This is a genomic window from Erwinia sp. V71 (assembly GCF_965644245.1).
Lineage (GTDB): Bacteria > Pseudomonadota > Gammaproteobacteria > Enterobacterales > Enterobacteriaceae > Erwinia.
On the sequence record NZ_CBFFRK010000068.1, the window covers coordinates 1 to 23,062 of the forward strand.

The 23,062-nt window shown below is 54.8% G+C and carries 19 protein-coding genes; 8 read left to right on the forward strand and 11 right to left on the reverse strand.

Annotated features, from left to right (window positions below):
- The first annotated feature begins 284 nt into the window (after positions 1-284).
- On the forward strand, positions 285-1,688 hold the full coding sequence (mdtD, locus tag ACSZO1_RS14275; RefSeq protein ID WP_437613649.1) for a multidrug transporter subunit MdtD: 1,404 nt from the start codon (positions 285-287) through the stop codon (positions 1,686-1,688).
- On the opposite strand, the gene rbsR is transcribed toward mdtD, so the two are convergent.
- The 8 genes from rbsR to budA form a co-directional block, all read right to left on the reverse strand.
- A complete protein-coding gene (rbsR, locus tag ACSZO1_RS14280; protein ID WP_437613651.1) occupies positions 1,685-2,686 on the reverse strand; it encodes a ribose operon transcriptional repressor RbsR in 1,002 nt (333 codons plus the stop codon). The two genes, mdtD and rbsR, sit on opposite strands and share 4 nt — an antisense overlap.
- Before the next feature lie 5 nt (positions 2,687-2,691).
- Positions 2,692-3,621, reverse strand: a complete 930-nt coding sequence (rbsK, locus tag ACSZO1_RS14285; RefSeq protein ID WP_437613653.1) for a ribokinase — start codon at positions 3,619-3,621, stop codon at positions 2,692-2,694.
- 63 nt (positions 3,622-3,684) lie between these two features.
- Complete coding sequence (gene rbsB / locus ACSZO1_RS14290) at positions 3,685-4,560, reverse strand: ribose ABC transporter substrate-binding protein RbsB (protein WP_437613655.1); 876 nt, start codon at positions 4,558-4,560, stop codon at positions 3,685-3,687.
- A gap of 27 nt (positions 4,561-4,587) precedes the next feature.
- On the reverse strand, positions 4,588-5,559 hold the full coding sequence (gene rbsC, locus ACSZO1_RS14295; protein ID WP_437613657.1) for a ribose ABC transporter permease: 972 nt from the start codon (positions 5,557-5,559) through the stop codon (positions 4,588-4,590).
- Complete coding sequence (gene rbsA / locus ACSZO1_RS14300) at positions 5,556-7,067, reverse strand: ribose ABC transporter ATP-binding protein RbsA (RefSeq protein WP_437613659.1); 1,512 nt, start codon at positions 7,065-7,067, stop codon at positions 5,556-5,558. The genes rbsC and rbsA overlap by 4 nt, the downstream gene beginning before the upstream one ends.
- Positions 7,068-7,074: 7 nt before the next feature.
- A complete protein-coding gene (gene rbsD, locus ACSZO1_RS14305; RefSeq protein ID WP_437613661.1) occupies positions 7,075-7,494 on the reverse strand; it encodes a D-ribose pyranase in 420 nt (139 codons plus the stop codon).
- A gap of 216 nt (positions 7,495-7,710) precedes the next feature.
- Positions 7,711-9,390: an acetolactate synthase AlsS gene (gene alsS, locus ACSZO1_RS14310; protein WP_437613663.1), complete on the reverse strand. Its 1,680-nt coding sequence runs from the start codon at positions 9,388-9,390 to the stop codon at positions 7,711-7,713.
- 20 nt (positions 9,391-9,410) lie between these two features.
- Positions 9,411-10,193: an acetolactate decarboxylase gene (budA, locus tag ACSZO1_RS14315; protein WP_437613665.1), complete on the reverse strand. Its 783-nt coding sequence runs from the start codon at positions 10,191-10,193 to the stop codon at positions 9,411-9,413.
- Positions 10,194-10,297: 104 nt separating this feature from the next.
- Here budA and ACSZO1_RS14320 point away from each other — a divergent pair, with 104 nt between their 5' ends.
- Positions 10,298-11,197, forward strand: coding sequence for a LysR substrate-binding domain-containing protein (locus ACSZO1_RS14320; protein WP_437613667.1), 900 nt, complete (start codon positions 10,298-10,300; stop codon positions 11,195-11,197).
- A gap of 22 nt (positions 11,198-11,219) precedes the next feature.
- Here ACSZO1_RS14320 and ACSZO1_RS14325 read toward each other — a convergent pair whose 3' ends face one another.
- Entirely contained in the window at positions 11,220-11,615 is a 396-nt protein-coding gene (locus ACSZO1_RS14325; protein ID WP_437613669.1) for a YgiW/YdeI family stress tolerance OB fold protein, read from the reverse strand.
- A gap of 204 nt (positions 11,616-11,819) precedes the next feature.
- Here ACSZO1_RS14325 and qseB point away from each other — a divergent pair, with 204 nt between their 5' ends.
- Both qseB and qseC read left to right on the forward strand, forming a co-directional pair.
- The gene (gene qseB, locus ACSZO1_RS14330) at positions 11,820-12,479 is read left to right on the forward strand and encodes a quorum sensing response regulator transcription factor QseB (protein WP_437613671.1); all 660 of its coding nucleotides are present in this window, start codon (positions 11,820-11,822) and stop codon (positions 12,477-12,479) included.
- Positions 12,479-13,828: a quorum sensing histidine kinase QseC gene (gene qseC, locus ACSZO1_RS14335; RefSeq protein ID WP_437613673.1), complete on the forward strand. Its 1,350-nt coding sequence runs from the start codon at positions 12,479-12,481 to the stop codon at positions 13,826-13,828. Before qseB ends, qseC begins: the two co-directional genes overlap by 1 nt.
- A 133-nt stretch (positions 13,829-13,961) precedes the next feature.
- Here qseC and kup read toward each other — a convergent pair whose 3' ends face one another.
- Complete coding sequence (gene kup / locus ACSZO1_RS14340; protein WP_437613675.1) at positions 13,962-15,830, reverse strand: low affinity potassium transporter Kup; 1,869 nt, start codon at positions 15,828-15,830, stop codon at positions 13,962-13,964.
- 244 nt (positions 15,831-16,074) lie between these two features.
- Here kup and ravA point away from each other — a divergent pair, with 244 nt between their 5' ends.
- From ravA to asnC, 4 genes are all read left to right on the forward strand, one after another.
- The gene (ravA, locus tag ACSZO1_RS14345; protein WP_437613677.1) at positions 16,075-17,568 is read left to right on the forward strand and encodes an ATPase RavA; all 1,494 of its coding nucleotides are present in this window, start codon (positions 16,075-16,077) and stop codon (positions 17,566-17,568) included.
- The gene (gene viaA / locus ACSZO1_RS14350; protein WP_437613679.1) at positions 17,565-19,022 is read left to right on the forward strand and encodes an ATPase RavA stimulator ViaA; all 1,458 of its coding nucleotides are present in this window, start codon (positions 17,565-17,567) and stop codon (positions 19,020-19,022) included. The genes ravA and viaA overlap by 4 nt, the downstream gene beginning before the upstream one ends.
- A 73-nt stretch (positions 19,023-19,095) precedes the next feature.
- A complete protein-coding gene (gene ovoA, locus ACSZO1_RS14355; protein ID WP_437613681.1) occupies positions 19,096-21,240 on the forward strand; it encodes a 5-histidylcysteine sulfoxide synthase in 2,145 nt (714 codons plus the stop codon).
- Positions 21,241-21,355: 115 nt separating this feature from the next.
- Complete coding sequence (asnC, locus tag ACSZO1_RS14360; protein ID WP_437613683.1) at positions 21,356-21,817, forward strand: transcriptional regulator AsnC; 462 nt, start codon at positions 21,356-21,358, stop codon at positions 21,815-21,817.
- 67 nt (positions 21,818-21,884) lie between these two features.
- Here the strand turns inward: asnC and ACSZO1_RS14365 are convergent, their stop codons facing one another.
- On the reverse strand, positions 21,885-22,919 hold the full coding sequence (locus ACSZO1_RS14365) for an ADP-ribosyltransferase domain-containing protein (protein ID WP_437613685.1): 1,035 nt from the start codon (positions 22,917-22,919) through the stop codon (positions 21,885-21,887).
- Positions 22,920-23,062 lie beyond the last annotated feature (143 nt).

Below are 23,062 nucleotides of genomic sequence, written 5' to 3' on the forward strand. Positions count from 1 at the left end.
CAGTGCAGTCAGCGGCTTCGCCTGCTGCTGCGAGGTGGCGTATATTACGCTTTCCTCTTTCAGAGTCAACCTCTTTTTTAAGAGTTTTTCTCTTCAACCCGGCGACCGTTATGTCGTTGTGCCGTGTCAGTGGAGGCGCATTATAGGGAGTTCCTGACGCCTGACAAGTGTTTATTGCAAAAAAATAACTGACAGATGTATTTTTCGACAAAAGTCGAAAAAACGCCCTTTTCGTGTGTATATTTCACTCTGATTCGTGAAATCAGGGATAAAAAGGACGCTCAATGATCACATCCGCGCGCAGTATGGCCGGCCTCCCCTGGATTGCCGCCATGGCGTTTTTTATGCAGGCGCTGGACGCCACCATTCTGAATACCGCGTTACCGGCTATCGCACACAGTCTGGAACGTTCTCCACTGGCGATGCAATCCGCTGTTATCAGCTACACACTGACGGTAGCAATGCTGATCCCGGTCAGCGGCTGGCTGGCTGACAGATATGGCACGCGGAAAGTGTTTATTGTCGCAGTCTCACTCTTCACCTTCGGTTCGCTGACCTGCGCGTTGTCCGGTTCACTGGGTATGCTGGTGATTTCACGTGTTATCCAGGGCGTGGGTGGCGCGATGATGATGCCGGTCGCTCGTTTGGCGTTGTTACGGGCTTACCCGCGCAGCGAACTGTTGCCGGTCCTCAATTTTGTCACCATGCCCGGGCTGGTTGGCCCGATTCTCGGTCCGCTGCTGGGCGGACTGCTGGTCACTTACGCGACCTGGCACTGGATCTTCCTGATTAATATCCCGATAGGCATTCTCGGTATCCTGTACGCACGTAAATATATGCCGGACTTCACCACCCCGCGCCGTCGTTTTGACCTGCTGGGTTTTCTGCTGTTCGGGCTTGGGCTGGTATTGTTGTCGAGCGGGATTGAGCTGCTCGGCGAACAGATTGTCGCTGGCAGCGTGGCGGTTGCTGTATTGCTGGCTGGCGCGTTGTTGCTTCTCTTCTATATATGGCACGCATTACGTCATCCGGCACCGCTGATTGCCCTGCCGATGTTTAAAACCCGCACCTTCTCGGTCGGCATCGCCGGTAATATCGCCGCACGTCTCGGCACGGGTTGCGTGCCATTCCTGATGCCGCTGATGCTGCAGGTGGCATTTAACTACTCCGCCATCCTTGCCGGTTGCATGATGGCGCCAACGGCGATTGGCTCCATCCTGGCTAAGTCGACCGTGACCCGGGTATTACGCAGCTTTGGTTACCGCAACACCCTGGTCGGCATCACCACGATTATTGGCGTGCTGATCGCCACCTTTTCTTTGCAGTCACCGGGAGCCGGGATTGCGATTCTGGTAGTGCCGCTGTTCCTGCTGGGCATGGCGATGTCAACGCAGTTCACCGCAATGAATACCATTACACTGGCCGATCTGACCGATGAGAACGCCAGCAGCGGCAACAGTATGCTGGCGGTAACACAGCAACTGGCAATCGGTTTTGGCGTCGCGGTCAGTGCCGCCGTGTTGCGGCTGTATCAGAGTTTCGATGGCACAACCGTGCAACACTTCCATGCCACCTTCCTGACCATGGGCGTTGTTACCGTACTATCGGGGCTGGTGTTTCTGCTGTTAAAAGCCGGGGACGGTCGTCATCTGATTAACGACCGTGAGAAGCGCAGGAAGAAAGGTTAGATCTCGCCGACGGAAGCGCGTTCGATTAATTCTGGCGTCAGCACCAGCAGTTGCGGACTGATGCCAGGATCGGCCAGCCGCTGGATCAACGCGTCAATCGCCAGCTCACCCAGTTCATCTTTCGGCTGATGGATGGTAGTTAACGGCGGCGTCATATAACGCGCCAGTTCAATATTATCGTAGCCAATCACCGCCATATCCTGCGGCACCGACAGACCCGCCTGATACAGCGCGTGATAAACCCCAACCGCCATCGCATCATTACTGGTAAACACCGCCTGCGGCGGTGGATTCAGCGACAGCAGCTGGTTCATGGCGTTAAAACCGCCCTGAAATTCGAAATCACTGTCAATAATGTAGCCCGGCAGGATCGGCAAACCTGCCGTCGCCATCGCCTGCTTATAGCCATCGAGTCGCAAACGGGCTGGCGTTTTATCCTGTGGACCGGCGATGCAGGCGATACGCGTATAACCACGTGAAATCAGATAAGCCGTGGCCTGTTCGCCACCCAGCAGAGAATTATCCTGAATAATATCGCTGTCACCTTCGAACGGTGACCAGTCCATCATCACGGAGGGAATACTGGGGTAACGTTTCAAAATATCTTCGTCGGGACGATGACTCTCGGTGCACATGATCAGCAAACCATCCACCCGTTTCTGCAACAGGGTTTCCAGACTGCGATTCATACGCTCTTCATCGCCTTCGGTATTGCACAACACCAGACTATAGCCGCGTTCATAACAGCTATTTTCCACCCCACGCACCACTTCCGAGTAGAACGGGTTGCTGCTGGCGGTCAGCAGCATACCAATGGTACGGGTCTGGTTGATTTTGAGACTACGCGCCAGCGCAGAAGGCGCATAATTCAGATCGCGGATGGCCGCCTCAATTTTTTCCCGCACCGCATCGCTAACAAAACGATTGTTATTAATAACGTGAGAGACCGTTGAGGTAGAGACGCCCGCTAAACGGGCGACATCTTTCATAGTGGCCAAGCGGTTTACCCCTGCTGTTGCAAGAAGCTGTCGATCTCTTCGCGCCATGGCACTGAAGGCTGTGCGCCTGGGCGGGTCACGGCAATCGCGGCGGCGGCATGGGCAAAACGCACCGCCTGTTCCATCGGCTGCTGCTCCAGCAGCGCGGTGATCAGCGCACCGTTAAAGGTATCACCTGCGGCAATGGTATCCACGGCTTTCACGCGGAAACCGGCAATACGCTGGCCCTGACCGTTATCACTTAACCAGACGCCACGACTACCCAGCGTGATCAGCACTTTCGCAATGCCTTTGGCATGCAGTGCCGCCGCCGCGCGTGCCGCGTCTTCATCGGATTTCACCGCAATCCCGGTCAGGATCTCTGCCTCGGTTTCGTTCGGCGTGATCATATCTACCAGCGACAGCAGCTCATCAGACAGCTCTGTTGCGGGCGCAGGATTGAGAATGACCTGGGTCTGATGCTGGTGCGCGATACGCGCAGCTGCCAGTACGCTCTCCAGCGGAGATTCCAGCTGCATCAGCAGTGCCGAAGCATCGGCAATGGTTTGCTGATGACGCTCAACCAGTTGCGGTGTTAAGGCGGCATTCGCGCCTGCCTGAATGGCGATAGAGTTTTCCCCTTCACCATTCACAAAAATCAGTGCCACTCCCGTGGTATTGCCCTCAATCACTTCGATCGGAGTGATATCAATACGGTCACTTTTCAGCTGCTGACGCACGCTTTGACCAATATCATCTGCGCCTACACAGGCAATAAATGCGATATCCGCGCCACTGCGACCGGCAGCCACCGCCTGATTCGCGCCTTTACCACCAAAAGCAACCTGATAGTGATTGCCGATCACCGTCTCACCGGGACGCGGGAACTGATCCAGATTAAGGATATGGTCGGCATTGATGCTGCCAAGAACAGCCAGTTTAGCGGTTTTAGTCATACATAAGTGTCCTGAAAAACGCGCCACCGCAAAGGGTGGCGCGGTGCCCTGCTTTTCTTTGATTTATTTGGTAACCAGCTTCAGATCGACCGGGTTGATCGCTCTGACTTTTTCACCTTTCAGCACTTTATCAGCCGTCTGCACGCCGATAACGCCGATCTGCTCTGGCAGCTGTGCCACCGTCGCGCCCAGCTTGCCGCCTTCCACCGCTTTCACGCCGTCGTCGGTGCCATCAAAGCCCACTACCAGCACATCGGATTTACCTGCAGTCTGCAGCGCACGCAGTGCACCCAGCGCCATTTCGTCGTTCTGGGCAAATACCGCCTGCACATCAGGATGTGCGGTCAGCAGGTTCTGCATGACGTTCAGACCTTTAGTACGGTCGAAGTCAGCAGGCTGGCTGGCCAGGATATTAAATTTGTGTGCATCGGCAGCCTGTTTGAAGCCTTCACCACGCTCACGCGCAGCAGACGTGCCGGCAATGCCCTGCAGTTCGATGATTTTAGCGCTCTCACCGACTTTCTTGGCGATGAAGTCACCCGCCATTTTGCCGCCGAAACGGTTATCAGAGGCGACGTGGCTCACCACGGTGCCCTGTGCCGCAACACGGTCAAGGGTAATCACCGGGATATTCGCCTGGTTAGCCAGTTTCACTGCGTTACCCACCGCATCGGAATCGGTTGGGTTAATCAGCACCAGCTTAGTACCGCGAACCGTCAGATCCTGCACGTTCGCCAGCTCTTTCGCCGGGTTGTTCTGTGAATCCAGCACCACCAGGTTATAACCCAGTTTGTCTGCTTCTTTCTGTGCGCCATCCTTAAGAGAAACAAAGAACGGATTGTTTAAAGTAGAAACCACTAAAGCAATAGTATCTTTTGCCAGCGCGTTGGCACTCAGTGTCGCGCCCAGCAATACAGCAAGTGCAGTCAATTTTTTCATTTGTTATTTCCAGTCAGGGATTGAGAGTTATTTACTGCTTTTGTTGTCCACCAGCACCGCCAGCAGAATCACGACTGCTTTAACGATCATCTGGTAGTATGAGGATACACCTAACAGATTCAGCCCATTATTCAAAAAGCCAAGGATTAATGCGCCAATTAACGTCCCTACAATACGACCTTTACCACCTGCCAGACTGGTCCCGCCCAGCACCACCGCCGCAATAGCATCCAGCTCATAACCCGTACCTGCCGTTGGCTGGGCGGAAGAGAGACGCGCCACTTCAATGGTGCCTGCCAGCGCTGCCAGCATGCCGCAAAGTGAGTAAACGATCACTTTGACACGGTTAACATTGATACCGGACAGCTGAGTCGCCGCTTCGTTTCCACCCAGCGCATAGATATAGCGGCCCAGACGGGTGTGATGCAGCATGTACCACGCCAGCAGGAATACCACCGCCATCAGCCAGACCGGGGTAGGAATGCCCAGCGGGCGACCAATACCGAACCAGCCAAACAGGTCAGCATTGTCATTAAAGCCAGTATTCACCGGACTGCCGTCGGTATACACCATGGTGACACCACGCAGTAACAGCATCATCACCAGGGTGGCGATAAACGCCTGTACTTTGCCGCGCGCCACAATGGTGCCGGTAATCCCGCCAATAAACGCGCCCAGAGCCAGCGATGCCGCGACAGCCACCAGCGCATTGACTTCCAGTCCGACAATCGACGCCGCAACCGCGCCGGTCAGCGCCAGCAGTGAGCCGACAGACAGGTCGATACCTGACGTCAGGATCACCAGCGTCATGCCCACCGCCATAATGGCGTTGACCGACGTCTGCTGCAGGATGTTGAACAGGTTATTAACGGTGAAAAAGTTCGGACTGAGGCTGGAAACAATAGCGATCAGCACAATCAGCGCAATCAGCGATTTCTGCTCCAGCAGCCAGGCTTTACTCAGAAAGCGGCGGCGTGCAGGTATAATTTGCGTACTCATAGATGTGCTAACTCCTCGCTGTGTTGCTTGCCGACTGCTGCCGCCATCAGGACTTCCTGGGTGGCCTGTTCAATCGGGAAATTGCCGTTCAGGCGGCCTTCATGCATCACCAGAATGCGGTCACTCATACCGAGCACTTCCGGCATTTCGGACGACACCAGAATGATGCTCAGCCCTTCTTGTTTAAACTGGTTAATTAACTGATAAATCTCTTTCTTCGCGCCGACGTCGACCCCACGGGTCGGTTCATCAAGGATGAGTACCTTTGGACGGGTCATTAATCCGCGCGCAATCGCCACTTTCTGCTGATTACCGCCAGACAGCAGGCCGATCGGCTGCTCCATCGACGGCGTTTTCACATTAAACAGACGAATAAAGTCGCTGACTGCGGTTACTTCTTCCGCGTGCTTCAGGCGTCCGCCGCCGTGGCTGAAATAGTTGAGCGCGGTCAGAGACATGTTCTCTTTCACTGACATACCCAGCACCAGACCATCGCGCTTACGGTCTTCTGAGATATAGACGATGCCATTGGCCAGCCCCTGTTGTGGTGACTGGGTTTGCACATCGCGACCATCGAGACTGACCGTGCCGCTGGTACGCGGCATTGCGCCATACAGCACTTTCATCAGTTCGGTGCGCCCGGCGCCCATCAGCCCAGCCACACCCAAAATTTCGCCCTTACGCAGGGTAAAGCTGACATTATCAACGCCCGGTCCGCAGAGGTTTTCCACCTTCAGACGCACCTCGCCCGGTGCCTGATCCAGACGCGGGTATTGATCTTCCAGCTTGCGGCCCACCATCATTTCGATCAGCGACTCTTCGCTCAGGCTGTCCACCGTGCGCTCGGCAATAAACTGGCCGTCGCGGAACACGGTAACGTCGTCGCAAATCTCGAAAATCTCTTTCATGCGGTGAGAGATATAGACGATGCCGCAACCCTGCGCTTTCAGCTCATTGATGACACGGAACAGGGACACGGTTTCGGTATCGGTCAGGGCGTCGGTTGGCTCATCCATGATGATCACTTTGGATTCAAAGCTGAGCACCTTGGCGATTTCCACCATCTGCTGGTCGCCGATCGACAAATCCGCCACCAGCTTATGGCTGTTAAAACGCAGGTTCAGGCGTTGCAACAGCGCATCGGCGGCGGCGTACATTTTTTTCCACTGGATGCGGCCAAACCGGTTCACGAATTCGCGACCGAGAAAGATGTTTTCCGCAATCGTTAACTGCGGAATCAAATTCAGTTCCTGGTGAATAATGCCAATACCGGCTTCCTGTGACGCTTTCGGGCCATTAAAGCTGGTTTCTTTGCCCAGCCACAGTAACGAACCGGCATCACGGGTATAAATCCCGGTCAGCACTTTCATCATGGTGGATTTCCCCGCGCCATTTTCGCCCACCAGCGCCATCACGCGGCCGGGATAAACGGAGAGTGAAGCGCCGGAGAGCGCTTTTACGCCGGGAAAAGATTTTTCAATGTCTTTCAGTTGCAGTAACGGTTGCATGCCAGCCTCAGAAGGTCACGCCAGCGACCAGGATGACATTCGCATACGGGGAACACTCCCCGCTGCGAATGACCGCCTGACTGCGTTGAGTTTGTAATTTGAACTGTTCATGACTGGTGTAACGGATACTGATGGTATTTCCCTGAAGTTGTTGCAAGGATTCGAGCACCGCGATCAGCTCGCTATGGAGTTGCGGATTATGCTGCTTAATCTCCTCCGCAATAATGGCGCTCTCAACCTGCATCTCTTTCGTCACGATTTCGGTTACCTGCAAAAACGTGGGGATACCGTGTGTCAGCGCCAGATCAATACGCTGTGGGCCAGCAGGAACAGGCAAACCCGCATCGCAGATCACCAGGCTATCGGTATGTCCCAGACGGGAAACCACATGAGAAATTTCAGAATTCAGTAATGCGCCTTTTTTCATCTTTCACTCCAGAGCGAAACGTTTTGCTAACAGGGAGTGTAGAAAAAGCACGGACGAAAACAATGAAGTTTTGATGAATTTGTGATCGCCATCGAAACGTTTCGCTGACAGAGGGAAAAATTTGCCTTAAGCCGCGTGGCAGGTAAGGCAAACGTGCTTTTTCAGATAAAGAGAACCGACTGTTGCTGACGGCTGACGACGGCCAGCCATCAGACGTTACAGGAGCTGACTCAGATGTAATTGTCCCATTAACAACGGGTTATCCGCATAGTCTACCGGTATCGCGACGACCGCCGGCCCTATAACATCCATTGCTTTACGCAAGGTCGGCTCCAGTGCATGCGCACTGTCAACAGCAAAACCAGCCGCGCCAAACGCTTCGGCATACACTTTAAAATCAATCGCGCCAAATTTTACCCCGGATACCCGCTGGTATTTTTTCTCTTCCTGCATCGCAACCATATTGTAGGCATCATCCACCCAGATGATATGCAGGATATTGGCTTTCAGGCGCACCGCCGTTTCCAGTTCCATACTGGATTGCATAAAACCGCCATCTCCTGAGACGGAAACCACTTTGCGGCTACGATCAACCAGCCACGCACCAATAGCCCATGGCAATGCCACCCCCATCGTTTGCTGGCCATTAGAGATCATGATCTGGCGGGCGCGAAAACTGTAGAGATAGCGGGCAATCCAGATATGGAAACTGCCCATATCAACCGTCAGAGTGACGTCATTATTGATGATGTCCTGCATGGCGCGGACGATGCGTAACGGATGCAGGGCAAACTGTTCCAGCTGATGACCCCGCAACGCCAGCAACTGCCGCTGGGTTTGGCGATCCTGCAGAATCTCCGCCGCTGCGTGACTCAGTTGCAGTGGCGCCTCAATACGTCGTGCCAGCTGCCGCAGAGTGGCGGCGATATCCCCCACCAGTTCGGCATCCGGCAGGTAATAGTTATCCGTGTCAGCGGGTAACACATCAATATGCACCAGCGTCGCAGTACCGCTGTTCCACATCGCAGGCTCGTATTCCACCGGGCTGTAACCTACGGTAATAATCAGATCGGCCTGGCGTAATAAGCGGTCCCCTGCCTGATTGTTGAATAATCCTACGCGACCGGCAAAACGCGAAAAGTGATCCTGGCAAACTGCGCCAGCGGCCTGGTAAGTACTGGTCACCGGAATATGGCTGCTCTCCAGTAGCTGATGCAGTGCCGCTGCATTTTCAGGCTGACTGGCCATCAGACCTAACAGGATCACCGGATTACGCGCCTCTGCAATTTTACGGGCGACGGCAGCGATAGCACTTTCCGGTGCCGGACCAGAAAGTACCCGTCCCTTGTGTTTCAGGACATTACCGCGCACTGGCTGATTAATAATATCCTGTGGCAGGCTGACAAATGCCCCACCGGGCCGGCCCAGTTCCGCACTGCGAAAGGCATTTGCCACTACCTCGCTGAGTGCATCAGGGGAATGTACTTCAATGGCATATTTGGTGACCGGATGAAACATGCCAATGGTATCCATGCTCTGATGTACCTGTTTCGCACTATCTGCCCGCTTTACCGCGCCACCCAATGCCACCAGAGGATCGCCTTCAGAAGTGGCGGTCGCCATCCCGGTGATCAGATTGGAGCACCCCGGACCCGAGGTAACCAGCGCCACCCCCGCTTTTCCGGTTAAACGGCCGACAGCGGCGGCCATAAAGGCGGCGTTGGCCTCATGGCGCACCGGAATGGTTTCAATCGTGGAGTCCAGCAGCGAGTCAAACACTTTATCGATCTTAGCCCCGGGAATACCAAACACCTGCTTCACACCCTGCGCTTCAAGTTGCGCGACCACTAAATCCGCTCCATGCGCCCATTGCTGAACATCAGTTGCCGTTTTCATCTGCTTTCCTTTTCGGTTGATTAACTCTCTACATGACGAATGTCATCATCAAGGCTGTCAGGATTAAGATTGGCCCGCAGGAAATCAGCGTCATCAGGCAGGTCAATGATCAGCTTGCTAATCTCGCCAAACTTCAGCACCCCATGCAGGAGCTGATAGTCCAGGACATGTCCGCCTCCCTGACGTTCCTGTGTAATAAAGTGTTCGTGATACCCGGCGATATTGATGCCCTGCATGTATTGCGGCGAACGAAAGCCGATCAGCACGCCATTGCGCTGGCGGAAGTGGAAAATGGGTTGCGCCTCTACGGCCTGCATCATGGGTTTATACGGACGGTGCTGGCAGGGTACGGTACGGGTATCGACCTGCAGGAAGTGCCCCTCCAGGCGCAGAGCACAGAACTGGTTATCGGAACGAATGTGCTGATTAATAACCTGATGCACCTCTTCGCGGCTGGCTTGCTGCGAGAAACGATATTGATAGTGCGGGTGAAAGAATGTCATTACGGCAAACGGCGTTTTTTGTCCGGTGTGTGCTTCTTTCGCCGAACCATCTGCACGCAACTGATAGACTTCGCTGTCGAACGCGATCAGTTCACCGTCAAGATGGTTAAAGGTGCCGAGGCCAAAATCGCCCTTCTGCAGTAAATCGCCAATGGTGGTATTACCTTCATAGACACCACTCAGTAACGCGCTCATCAAAGAGGTTTGATAGATAACACTTTCTGGCCTTTCCTGTTGAATGGATGACACCATACCGGCAAGTTCATTAACACATAAACAATCACTTACTTCATTAGTCATATTTCCACCTTAATGAAAAGCATTAGAAATCATTAACTAAATATTGACTCGATTCAGCCCATCATTCCAATATAGAACCCCCACCACTTTGAGACGTTTTTGATATGGAACTGCGGTATCTGCGTTATTTTGTGGCGGTCGCGCAGACGCGTAACTTCACTCGCGCGGCGGAGATGTTAGGCATCTCGCAGCCGCCACTGAGCCAGCAAATTTTGCGTCTGGAACGCGAGATAGGAACGCCGCTGTTGAAGCGGCTGACGCGTGGAGTCGAGTTAACCGAGGCCGGTGAAGTTTTTTATCAGGATGCCTGTCAGATCCTTGAACTCACCGGAAATGCGCTGGAGAAAGCGAAAAGCATTGCCCGCGGCGTATCCGGGCAGCTGTCGCTGGGATTTGCCGGTTCGACGGCGTTTCACCCGGCGATCTTTACGCTACTGCGCCGCTTTCAGACCCGCTATCCGGCGATGTTGCTGCAGCCACACGAAGCCAGTATGGCTAAGCTAATGCATGAGCTGGAAGAGGGGACGCTCGATGTCGCCTTTGTCCGTCTGCCTTGTGAAAGCAGCAAAGCATTTAACCTGCAGATAATCGCCAGTGAAGCGATGCACATCGTGCTGCCTTCTTCACATCCGTTAAGTCACAGCAATACGCTTTCGCTTCAGCAACTGAAAGGAACCCCGCTAATCACCTTTCCACGTGAAATAGCGCCGAGTCTGTATGAGTCGATCATCAGCGCCTGTCTGCGAAGCGGTTTTCAACCACAAACCGGCCCACAGTCACCGCAAATATCATCATTAATCAGCATGGTGGAAGCGGGTTTTGGTTTTGCCATGGTGCCCGCTTCGCTATGCCGGATTCATGCGCCGAATGTCAGTTTTCATCCTTGTGATGACCCGGCACTGACAAGCGATATTGCGCTGGCATGGCGCCGGTGGGACCGCTCGGCGTCGCTACAGCATTTGTTGCAGGAGCTGAAAGCACGCAGCCGGGACAGACAAAGCTGACCCGGCGAAGATCCAGACAGGGTTACTGAATCTTACTGACGCGCTTCACATCCAGCTCGACGGAATTAAAGTCTTTATCCAGTTCGCCCTGCAGTTCGACTTTATCGGTCGGCGACACAGTCAGGCCATCCCAGCGCTTATGGTCGATTTCCACCGTCATGGTGCCGGTGGCATCACGGAAGGTGTAGTCTTCATCACCAATGCGCTTTTCGATATTACCGCGCAGCGTGACCCAGCTGTCATCTTTCATATCCTGCGCCTGTTTCACTGTGACCACACTGCCATTCGGGCCGTTAAAGCCCCCTTTTTGCACCTGTGCTGATGGCGCATTCGGGTCAACAAATCCGCCCTGCTGTGCGGCAAGTACAGGAGTGGACAGCAGAGCGGCAATCGCTAATAACGCGGCAGTCTTTTTCATCTTATTCACCTCTGTTCCGTATTGGTAAGTTGTCTGTGGCGCTGATTAAAACAAACAGTTCTTAACAGGATCTTAAGGAATCAGATGTTCAGACTTTATTTTTTTTTCCTGCAATAAATGCCCGATTTTGCGCGTTTTTGCCTGTACAGATGGCCCTGCGGTTACGTATAACTGCCCCTGTTCCCGCAGCAGAAAGAGACGCCGATGAGAATTTTATTAATCGAAGACGATCGCCTGATTGGTGATGGAATTAAGGCCGGACTGATCAAGCTTGGCTTTAGCGTCGACTGGTTTCTGTCCGGCAAAGAGGGTTGCACCGCGCTGACGGCCGCGCCTTACGATGCCGTAGTGCTGGACCTGACGCTGCCGCACATCGACGGACTGGACATTCTGCGTCAGTGGCGCCAGCAGGGCGAAGATGTGCCGGTACTGATTCTGACCGCGCGTGATGCCCTGGAGCAGCGCGTGGCCGGTCTGCAACAGGGCGCGGATGACTATCTGTGTAAACCGTTCGCCTTAAGCGAAGTGGCAGCGCGTTTGCAGGCACTGATTCGGCGCCGCCACGGCCAGCTGCAACCCACGCTGCAGCATGGCCGGGTAGTGATGGAACCGGGGTCGCGCACGGTGACGCTGGATGGCGAACCATTAATGCTGAAATCACGTGAACTGGCGATCCTCGAACTGCTGCTGCTCAATGCCGGCCGCGTACTGACCCGCGCCCAGCTGGAGGAAAAGCTCTACAGCTGGGACGAAGATGTCTCCAGCAATGCGGTGGAAGTGCATATCCACCATCTGCGCAAAAAACTCGGCAGCGACTTTATCCGTACCGAGCACGGTGTCGGTTACACGCTGGGAGGCAGTTGATGAAACAGCTGCATCTTAGTCTGCGTCTGTTGATCGGCTTCACTCTGCTGACGCTGATCTGCTGGGGCGCAGCCAGCATCAGTTCCTGGTATCAGACGCGCGAGAAAATTAATGAGCTGTTTGATACCCAGCAGATGCTGTTTGCCAAACGTCTCGCCACCATGGATCTCAATGACCTCAGCCAGCAGCCGCAATCACTGCCGAAAACCAAAAAACTGCTGCGTCGCCATCGCGGTGAGCAGGAAGATGATGCACTGGCGTTCGCCATCTTTACCCGCGACGGCCAGATGGTGCTGAACGATGGTGAAAACGGCAAAGACTTCCTGTTCGACTATCAGCGCAACGGCTTTCGCGATGGCCGCTTACGTGATGATGACGATGAATGGCGTATGGTGTGGCTGGAAAGTGCCGATCAACGCTATCTGGTGGTGGTCGGCCAGGAATGGGAGTATCGCGATGATATGACGCGCGATATCGTCCAGAGCAATTTTACGCCGTGGCTGTTCGCCCTGCCGGTGATGCTGCTGCTGTTACTGTGGCTGGTGACGCGCGAACTGGCACCGCTGAAACGCATCGCCCTGCAACTGCGCCAGCGTGCGCCGGATGATGGAGCACCACTCACCACACAACATGTGCCGCAGGAAGTGACGCCGCTGGTGAATGCACTCAATGCGCTGTTTGCCCGCACTGGTCAGATGGTGCAGCGCGAACGCCGTTTTACCTCCGATGCCGCCCACGAACTGCGCAGCCCGCTGGCAGCATTGAAAGTACAGACGGAGGTGGCGCAGCTGGCAGACGACGATATACAGATGCGGCAGCACGCACTGGAAAATCTCAATGCGGGTATCGATCGCGCCACCCGGCTGGTGGATCAGTTGCTAACTCTGTCGCGGCTGGATGGCGAAGCGCCCGCCGAAGATCTGCAGGCTATCGATTTACAGGCCTTGCTGCAGCAGGCAGTGATTGACCATGATGGCAAAGCACAACGCGCTGGCGTGGAACTGCATCTGCAGTCTCCAGACGCTGCTGTGACACGCCAGGGCCAACCGTTACTGCTGACGTTGCTGGTGCGTAATCTGCTGGATAACGCCATTCGCTACAGTCCGGCAGGCAGCCGTGTCGATATCACACTGCAGGCGCGCAGTATCACGATCGCCGATAACGGCCCGGGCGTCAGTGAAGAGGATCTGGTACGGATTGGCGAACGCTTTTACCGGCCACCAGGGCAGGAAAAATCGGGCAGTGGTCTGGGATTATCGATTGTCCGGCATATTGCTCAGCAGCACGGCATGCAGGTGCGTTTTGCTAACCGGACGTCAGGCGGGTTTATCGCCACCGTCAGCTGGTGAGCACGTGCGGTCTGAAAAGACGACGCAGTCAGTCTGATATTCGGGGAAACATCCCGATGGCTCCGGAGCGGCTTGCCCGCGCAGGAACGCGGGATGGTCGCCCCGGGGTATCCCAATCAACCAGACAACAGACTTAAATCTCTACCTGAGTCCCCAGCTCAATCACGCGGTTAGGCGGGATGTGGAACTGGTCTGGCGCACGCAGCGCATTACGTTGCAGCGCGAGGAACAGCTTGCCGCGCAGACGCAGATACCATGGCCGTTTGCCAATAATCAGCGACTCATGGGACATAAAGAACGAGGTTTCCATCATCCGGCAGCTTAGCCCTTCGAGTCCGCAGCGGTGGAAAATCTCTTCCACATTCGGCGTTTCCAGCCAGCCATAGCTGGCCACTACCCGCCAGAAGGTCGGCGACAGCTGCTCAATGGTGACACGCCGGACATTATGCACATAAGGCGCATCTTCAGTACGCAGCGTCAGCAGCACCACACGCTCATGCAGCACTTTGTTGTGCTTCAGGTTATGCAGCATGGCGAACGGAATCACATTCAGCGCACGCGACATATACACTGCAGTGCCAGGCACACGCACCGGTGGCGATTTCTCCAGTGAGGCGATCATCGCTTCCAGTGAATTACCGTGTTCGTGCATCCGGCGCAGCAGGCGGAAACGCTCGCTCTTCCAGGTGGTCATCACGATAAACATGATCAGCGCCAGCGTCAGCGGCAGCCAGCCGCCGGAGAAGATTTTCACCACGTTAGCGGTAAACAGCGGGACATCGATACACAGCATTGCCAGCAGCATCAGCCACACCAGATAGCGATTCCAGTGCCAGTTTTTCACCGCCACAGTGCAGCTGAGGATCGAGGTCAGCACCATGGTGCCGGTCACCGCAATACCGTAGGCCGCCGCCAGATTACTGGAGTGTTCGAAGCTGATAATCACAATCAGCACGGAGAAATAGAGCAGCCAGTTAATCACCGGAATATAGATCTGACCGGACTCGTTTGCCGAGGTATGGATAATGCGCATCGGCGGTAAATAGCCGAGACGAACAGCCTGACGCGTCAGCGAGAACACCCCGGAAATCACCGCCTGCGAGGCAATCACCGTCGCCAGCGTGGCGAGAATTAACATCGGGATCAGCGCCCATTCGGGTGCCAGTAAGAAGAAGGGGTTTTTGATCGCTTCCGGATTTTTCAGCAGCAGTGCGCCCTGACCAAAATAGTTCAGCACCAGCGCAGGCACCACCGCAATAAACCAGGCCAGACGAATCGGCAGCTTACCGAAGTGGCCCATATCGGCATACAGCGCTTCCACCCCGGTGATCGCCAGCACCACTGCGCCCAGAGCAAAGAAGGAAACCTGTTTATATTCAACAAAGAAATGCAGCGCCCAGGCCGGATTCAGCGCCTGCAATACCTCAGGATTGGCCATAATGCCGCGCGCACCGAGCACCGCCAGCACGATAAACCATAGCAGCATCACGGGCGCAAACAGCTTACTGACAATCGCCGTGCCATGTTTCTGGATAATAAACAGCAGCGTCAGGACCGTTATCGACAGCGGAACAATATACGGGTCAAGCGACGGTGCGGCGATTTCCAGCCCCTCAATCGCCGACATCACCGAAATCGCCGGGGTGATCACCACTTCGCCATAAAAGAAGCTGCCGCCAATCAGGCCGATAATCACCAGACAGGCGGTGGCGCGTGCGCCGGTATTGCGTCCGGCCAGCGACATCAGCGTCAGGATACCGCCTTCACCGGCGTTATCGGCACGCAGGACATAAGAGAGATATTTGAGCGAGACCACCAGCACCAGCAGCCAGAAAATCAGTGACAGAAAGCCAAATACCGCGTCACGTTCCACACCAAAACCAAACTGCCCGGACAAACATTCACGCAGGGTATACAGCGGACTGGTACCAATATCGCCATACACCACACCAATCGCCGCCAGGGTGACTGCGCCAAGGGACTGCTTCTTTTCTGAACTCATAAGGTTATCTTTTGTGGAAGCGGAATCATGCGCAGGGGCGCAATCCGGACACTCAAAACCGCACAGTATGCACGAAATACCATAAATGCCCACCCCTGGTCTAAGCTGAGATTTTTCAAATAATGTGCATCTTCACCCTTTGCGGATAAAAAAGCTGACTGGTATCAACTCTTTCAAGCATGATAGTCGGTAGTGTTTGCGCTCGCCTGAAAGCGGCCCGTACCTGAAGGATGATTTACTGATTATGGCTCAATCTCATTTACTGGCGGAAAGAATTTCGCGCCTCAGCAATGCGTTAGAGAAAGGATTGTATGAGCGCCACCATGCCATACGTCTCTGCCTGCTGGCCGCTTTAAGCGGTGAAAGCGTGTTTCTGCTCGGGCCGCCGGGTATTGCCAAAAGCCTGATTGCCCGCCGCCTGAAGTTTGCCTTCCGCCATGCCCGCGCCTTTGAATATCTGATGACCCGCTTTTCCACCCCCGAAGAGGTGTTTGGTCCGCTGTCGATTCAGGCGCTGAAAGATGAAGGGCGCTACCAGCGTCTGACCAAAGGCTATCTGCCTGATGCTGAAATTGTGTTCCTTGATGAGATCTGGAAAGCCGGCCCGGCGATTCTGAATACACTGCTGACAGCGATTAACGAACGTCGCTTCCGTAATGGCGACAGTGAAGAAACCATCCCGATGCGCCTGCTGGTCACCGCCTCTAACGAGCTGCCGGAAGCGGACAGCGGACTGGAAGCGCTGTATGACCGCATGCTGATCCGTCTGTGGCTCGACAACGTGCATGAAAAGCAGAATTTCCGCAGCATGCTGACCCACCAGCAGGATGAGAATCTTAATCCGGTGGCGGAAAACCTGTGCATCAGCGATGAAGAGTACCACCAGTGGCAACAGGGCATCAGCCAGGTGACACTGCCGGATAACGTGTTTGAACTGATCTATCAGCTGCGTCAGCAGCTGGAAAATCTGCCGGATGCGCCATACATCTCTGACCGCCGCTGGAAAAAAGCCATTCATCTGTTGCAGGCCTGCGCGTTCTACAGCGGCCGCAACACCATCGCGCCGATCGATCTGATCCTGCTGAAAGACTGCCTGTGGCATGACGTGGAGTCGATGAAACTGCTGGATCGCGAAATCGACAACCTGATCACCCAGCAGGCCTGGCAGCAGCAACCGTTGCTGATCAAATTACAGCAAATCAGCGCGCGTCATCTGGCGTTACAGCAACAGCAGAGTCTGGAACAGGCGATTAAACTGGCGAAGCATGGCGGGATGTTCAGCCGCAAACCGCACTACGATTTGCCTGCCAGCCTGAGCGAAGCACAGCTGACATTGATGCTGCAGAAACCGCTGGTGCTGCATGATATGCAGGTCACTCATGTGGTGATTGCCCGCAATGCGCTGGAACACTGGCTGCAGAAACAGGGTGAGATCCGCGGCAAGCTGAACGGCATTGGTTTTGCCCAGACGCTGGATATGCAGGTAGACGGCACCGACAGCCTGACACTGCGCGATGTCAGCCTGCAGGCAACGCGTCTGATGTTGCCAGGTAAAGCGCAAAGCGCGATGCCGGAAGAGATCACCCACGCACTGGATGAACTGGATACCCAGCTGCGTGCGCAACGCACGCTGTTCAGCCAGCATCAGCGCTGCCTGTTTATCAGCGACGACTGGCTGGCGCGCATCGAAACCAGCCTGCAGGACGTGGCGGAACAGCTGAAACAGGCGCGTAAATGATTTCGCTGGAGACGCTCAGCAGCCTGCTCTCGATCGGTGAAACTGAGCTGATTGAAGAGCTGATCCTGGTGCTGCTGGCGTCGCCACAGCTGGCGCTGTTTTTCGAGAAGTTCCCGCGCATGAAAAATGTGCTGCTGCGCGATTTGCCACGCTGGAAAGCGGAAATTCTGGAAAACCTGAAGGCCACCCCGGCACCGGAAGCGCTGGCGAAAGAGTTTGCTCACTTCCAGCATTATCAGACCATCAGTACCCACGACTTTGCCCGGCAGCTGCCAGCATTGATGACCGAGCTGGAGCTGCTGCAATCGCCGTTCGCCGAACAGGCGCGCGGACTGGTGTCCCATACCGATCAGCAGCTGAGCCCGGCACAGCATACGCTGTTCCTGCAACGCTGGCGTTTAAACCTGACGCTGCAAACCCTGACGCTCAACCAGGAAGTGCTGGAGCAGGAGCGCGAAAAACTGCTGGCGGAACTGCAACAGCGCATGGCGATCAGCGGGCAGCTGGCGCCGGTACTGGCGGATGACGATGAAGCCGCCGCCGGGCGCTTATGGGATATGAGCAGCAGCAGGCTGCAACACGGTGACTATAAACTGATCGTGCAGTATGGCGACTTCCTCAACCAGCAGCCGGAACTGCGCAAGCTGGCCGAACAGCTGGGACGCAGCCGCGAAGCGAAATCCGTACCCAGTCAGGATGCGCCGCTGGAGGCGTTTCGCCAGCTGGTGCGCGAACCGGATAATGTGCCGGAAGAGGTCAGCGGCCTGCACCAGAGCGATGATGTCCTGCGCCTGCTGCCGCCAGAACTGGCGACACTGGGCATCAGTGAGCTGGAGATCGAGTTTTACCGCCGACTGGTGGAAAAACGTCTGCTGACCTATCGCCTGCAGGGCGATGCCTGGCATGAAAAAGTCACCCAGCGCCCGGTCACCCACCAGCAGCATGAAGATCAGCCACGCGGCCCGTTTATTGTCTGCGTCGATACCTCCGGCTCGATGGGTGGCTTTAATGAACGCTGTGCCAAAGCGTTCTGCCTGGCGCTGCTGAAGATCGCGCTGGCGGATAAACGCCGCTGCTACATTATGCTGTTTGCTCACGATGTGGTGGGCTACGAGCTGACTGCCGATGACGGCATTGCCGAAGCGATCCGTTTTTTAAGTCAGCGTTTCCGTGGCGGCACCGATCTCGCCGCCTGTCTTGATGCGGTACTTAAACGCATGGAAGGCACGCTATGGCAGGAAGCCGATGCGGTGGTGATTTCTGACTTTATCGCCCAGCGCCTGCCGGATGCGTTGATCAAAAATGTGAAGCTGCGTCAGCAGCAGCAGCAACAGCGCTTCCATGCCGTGGCCATGTCTGCCCATGGCAAACCCGGCATTCTGCGTATCTTCGATCATATCTGGCGCTTCGATACCGGCCTGAAAAGCCGCCTGTTACGCCGCTGGCGACGCTAATCCACTTTTCGGTAATGCTTATTTGCTATAGTGATAAATCCCCTACTGCGAGTATGCCAACCGGGAGTTAACTGTGATTCAGCAAACCGAGAACCGCCAGCCAGGCCTGCCTGAACCGACGCGAACCTTGCTGTTAAGCGGCAGCAATGTGCAGCAAAAACGCCAGCAACTGCTCTGTTACTTTACCCAGACCTGGGAACTGTATGAGGATTTGTTCGACTGCCTCGCCGATTCGCGCGCCTGGTATACCAAAGCCATCTCCCTGCGCCATCCACTGATCTTTTACTTTGGTCATACCGCTGCGTTTTATATCAATAAGCTGCTGGCCGGCCAGCACCTCAGCCAGCGTATCAATGCGCGTATCGAATCGATGGTGGCGATTGGCGTGGATGAGATGAGCTGGGATGACCTCGATGACAGCCACTATGCCTGGCCCACGGTGGAAGAACTGCGGGATTATCGTGGCAAGGTCAAAACGGTGGTCAGCGAATTTATCAACACCATGCCGCTGACCCTGCCCATTGACTGGGAAAGCCCGGCATGGGTGATCCTGATGGGGATCGAACATGGACGTATTCACCTGGAAACCTCCAGCGTGCTGATCCGCCAGCTCCCCATCGACTGGGTCACGCCACAACCACACTGGCCCGCCTGCCAGAAAGCACGCCACCTGCGTACTGAAGTGCCGGAAAATCGTCTGGTCAGTGTCGCGGGCGGACGCGTCACACAGGGAAAAACTGATGACACTTACGGCTGGGATAATGAATACGGGATGCAGGTCAGTGAAGTGCAGCCCTTTGCCGCCAGCCAGATGCTGGTCAGCAACGCAGAGTTTTTCAGCTTTGTCGCCGCCGGGGGTTATCAGCAACAACAATGGTGGGACGACGAAGGCTGGGGCTGGCGGCAGTTCGCGCAGGCCGACAACCCCACGTTCTGGTGCGGTGAGATTACGCAACCCGATCAGCTAAAACTGCGCCTGATGACGCAGGAAGTCGCCATGCCATGGGACTGGCCGGTGGAAGTCAATCAGCTGGAAGCCGCCGCGTTTTGCCGCTGGAAAGCCGCGGAGAGCGGTCAGCAGGTCCAGTTACCCAGTGAAGCTGAGTGGATGCGGTTACGCGAACAGGTGCCGGGCGATCAGCCCGACTGGCAGCAGGCGCCGGGTAATATTAACCTGGCGTACTGGGCTTCATCCTGCCCGGTCGATCAGTTTTCCCAGGGCGATTTCTTTGATGTGGTTGGCAATGTCTGGCAATGGACGACAACGCCGATCAATGGCTTTGAAGGTTTCGCCGTTCATCCGCTGTATGACGATTTTTCCACCCCCACGTTTGACGGCAAGCATGCCATCATTAAAGGCGGCAGCTGGATTTCCACCGGCAATGAAGCGCTGAAATCCTCGCGCTACGCCTTCCGTCGTCATTTCTTCCAGCATGCCGGTTTCCGTTATGTGGTTTCAACGCACCAGGAAACCATGGCGCTGAATCCGTATGAAACCGACAGTATGGTGTCACAGTACCTCGATTTTCAGTACGGTCCGGGCTACTTCGGCGTCGCTAACTATGCCAGCACGCTGGTGGAGATCGCCTGTCGCCTGACCGACCAGCGCGGTTGTGCGCTGGATATCGGCTGCGCCACCGGACGAGCCAGCTTTGAACTGGCGCGGCATTTTGAGCAGGTGGTCGGTATGGATTACTCCGCGCGCTTTATCGACGTCGCGCTGCAGCTGACCAGTGGCGAAGATTTCCGTTATGTGGTGCCGGAGGAGGGCGAGCTGGTGGCATATCGCCAGGTGCGGCTGAAAGATTTCGCCATTGATGCGCAGCAGGCGGCGCGTATCCAGTTTGTGCAGGGTGACGCCTGTAACCTGAAACCGCAACCTGATCGTTACGATCTGGTGCTGGCCTCGAATCTGCTGGATCGCCTGCGCCAGCCGCAGCGTTTTCTGCAGGATATCCGCGCCATGATCCGCTCTGGCGGCGTACTGATGCTTTCGTCACCCTATACCTGGCTGGAGGAGTTCACGCCAAAAAACCAGTGGCTGGGCGGTATCCGTGAAAACGGCGAGGCACTGACCACTTACCAGAACCTGCAGCGCCTGCTGGCCGCTGATTTTGACGAAATCGCGCCACCGCAGGATATCCCGTTTGTGATTCGCGAAACCGCGCGTAAATATCAGCACACCGTCGCCCAGCTCACCGTGTGGCGGAAACGCTAACCCTCATGCTCACCGCCGTCACAGCAAGGCGGTGAGCGTTTTCCACGGATAATCTGTGCGTCATTAGCGATAATCGGTTAGCTTTAGCTATCCCTGATCCTCACCGGAGCACAACGTGGCGGAAACCCTGCAACCCGATAACCTCGATCGCGGCATTCTTAATGCGCTGATGGATAACGCGCGTACGGCGTATGCCGAGCTGGCGAAGCAGTTCAACGTCAGTCCCGGCACGATCCATGTCCGCGTCGAAAAGATGAAGCAGGCGGGCATCATTAAAGGCACCCGGGTGGAGATTGACCCGCGCCAGCTGGGCTATGACGTCTGCTGTTTTATCGGCATCATCCTGAAAAGTGCGAAAGACTACCCTTCTGCACTGGCGCGGCTGGAAAGCCTGGATGAAGTGGTGGAAGCCTATTACACCACCGGCCACTACAGCATCTTTATTAAAGTGATGTGCCGCTCGATTGACGCCCTGCAGCAGGTACTGATCAACAAGATCCAGACCATTGATGAAATCCAGTCCACAGAGACGCTGATTTCGCTGCAAAACCCGATTATGCGCACCATCAAGCCATAATCTGGGGATAATGTTACCCACAGGTGGTTGGCTGTATGACCACCTGCCGATAACGTCCTGCCTGCACTCAGTAAGGCAGTAACCGAGAAGGATGTCTGCGATCGGTTTCCGCCAGCTGAATATGATAAATCCCGGATCGTTCCTGCATTATCCTGTTGATTTTAAATCTGGCGAGAGGCGAATACAGAATCTCTCGTTCCCTGTTCACAAAACAAAAGCCATCAGAAACCGCCAACGTTCTGCCACTGTTTCCTTTAATGCTGAAGATCACTTTAACCACATCCGGGCTTTTTTCGGCAAAGTGCGCCGCCACCGTTTTATCCGCGGAGGTGGAAAAGAACTGGCCTGTCTGATAAACCGTGTCACGGTTATTTCTGAATTCCCTGATTAATATTGCCATCCCTTCCCGCGTCATCCCCTGCCCACGGTGCGTAGTGATATTTTTGTTATCAGGTGTATACCAGGCTTCCGCAGCCTTGTGGATCAGCGACGTTAACTGCGAGCAATGACTCTGTATGATGTATTTGATGTTTTTATTACCCTTAGCGAAAATTTCATCACCAAAAACCTTTTTATACTCCGCAATCACCTTATCACTGTGCAGCACAGCAGGAGACGCAGCCTGATCATACAGAAACCGCGACTGCGCATTAATCGCTTTACAGCCTGCGTCACTTTGGTACAGCAGAGAGAAATCACTACGAATAGCGTTAGCTATTTCTTTTGCCTTTTCCTGCTCTTTTTCGGCCGCATAGATGTTCCGTAACTGTTCTTCCACACCTGAGATCATTTTTTTGCATGCACTGGATTCAGCCTGCAGAGAAACAGATATTTCCTGTAAGGTAACCAGCCCTTCTTTTTTCTCTGTTATTTCTCCCCCGATAATTTCAATACCTTTTCCCACAGAGACTTCACTGCCAGTGAGACCTAAACGCTGAGCTGCTGCTTCTCTTTCCCGCTGATAACGAGCGTTATGCAGCATTCTTTTCAGAAAATGGCTTTTCTGATCAGATTTGAAATGCCCTTTTTTCAGCCGGAGAATAACCTCATGCCCTTTTTTATTGGCTATACTCTTAAGCGCGAATTCAGATAATAAGTGCAACGCTCGGACATGATTGTGGAGAGTGTAGGAGGAAGGGTTAACTACCGATAAGTTATCCCGTTTTTCGGTCGTGACGCAGACTTAGTGTTGTTGTACTCTTTGCCCTTTGGATGATTGATGGCAAAGATTGATGTGGTTTGTCC

Excerpts from the sequence above, each read along its gene's own strand:
- rbsB (WP_437613655.1), bottom strand. The coding sequence starts at position 4,560 with ATGAAAAAATTGACTGCACTTGCTGTATTGCTGGGCGCGACACTGAGT.
- ravA (WP_437613677.1), top strand. The coding sequence starts at position 16,075 with ATGGCTCAATCTCATTTACTGGCGGAAAGAATTTCGCGCCTCAGCAAT.
- kup (WP_437613675.1), bottom strand. The coding sequence starts at position 15,830 with ATGAGTTCAGAAAAGAAGCAGTCCCTTGGCGCAGTCACCCTGGCGGCG.
- qseC (WP_437613673.1), top strand. The coding sequence starts at position 12,479 with ATGAAACAGCTGCATCTTAGTCTGCGTCTGTTGATCGGCTTCACTCTG.
- ACSZO1_RS14320 (WP_437613667.1), top strand. The coding sequence starts at position 10,298 with ATGGAACTGCGGTATCTGCGTTATTTTGTGGCGGTCGCGCAGACGCGT.
- rbsK (WP_437613653.1), bottom strand. The coding sequence starts at position 3,621 with ATGACTAAAACCGCTAAACTGGCTGTTCTTGGCAGCATCAATGCCGAC.
- rbsC (WP_437613657.1), bottom strand. The coding sequence starts at position 5,559 with ATGAGTACGCAAATTATACCTGCACGCCGCCGCTTTCTGAGTAAAGCC.
- mdtD (WP_437613649.1), top strand. The coding sequence starts at position 285 with ATGATCACATCCGCGCGCAGTATGGCCGGCCTCCCCTGGATTGCCGCC.
- qseB (WP_437613671.1), top strand. The coding sequence starts at position 11,820 with ATGAGAATTTTATTAATCGAAGACGATCGCCTGATTGGTGATGGAATT.
- ACSZO1_RS14325 (WP_437613669.1), bottom strand. The coding sequence starts at position 11,615 with ATGAAAAAGACTGCCGCGTTATTAGCGATTGCCGCTCTGCTGTCCACT.
- rbsD (WP_437613661.1), bottom strand. The coding sequence starts at position 7,494 with ATGAAAAAAGGCGCATTACTGAATTCTGAAATTTCTCATGTGGTTTCC.
- viaA (WP_437613679.1), top strand. The coding sequence starts at position 17,565 with ATGATTTCGCTGGAGACGCTCAGCAGCCTGCTCTCGATCGGTGAAACT.
- budA (WP_437613665.1), bottom strand. The coding sequence starts at position 10,193 with ATGACTAATGAAGTAAGTGATTGTTTATGTGTTAATGAACTTGCCGGT.
- alsS (WP_437613663.1), bottom strand. The coding sequence starts at position 9,390 with ATGAAAACGGCAACTGATGTTCAGCAATGGGCGCATGGAGCGGATTTA.
- rbsA (WP_437613659.1), bottom strand. The coding sequence starts at position 7,067 with ATGCAACCGTTACTGCAACTGAAAGACATTGAAAAATCTTTTCCCGGC.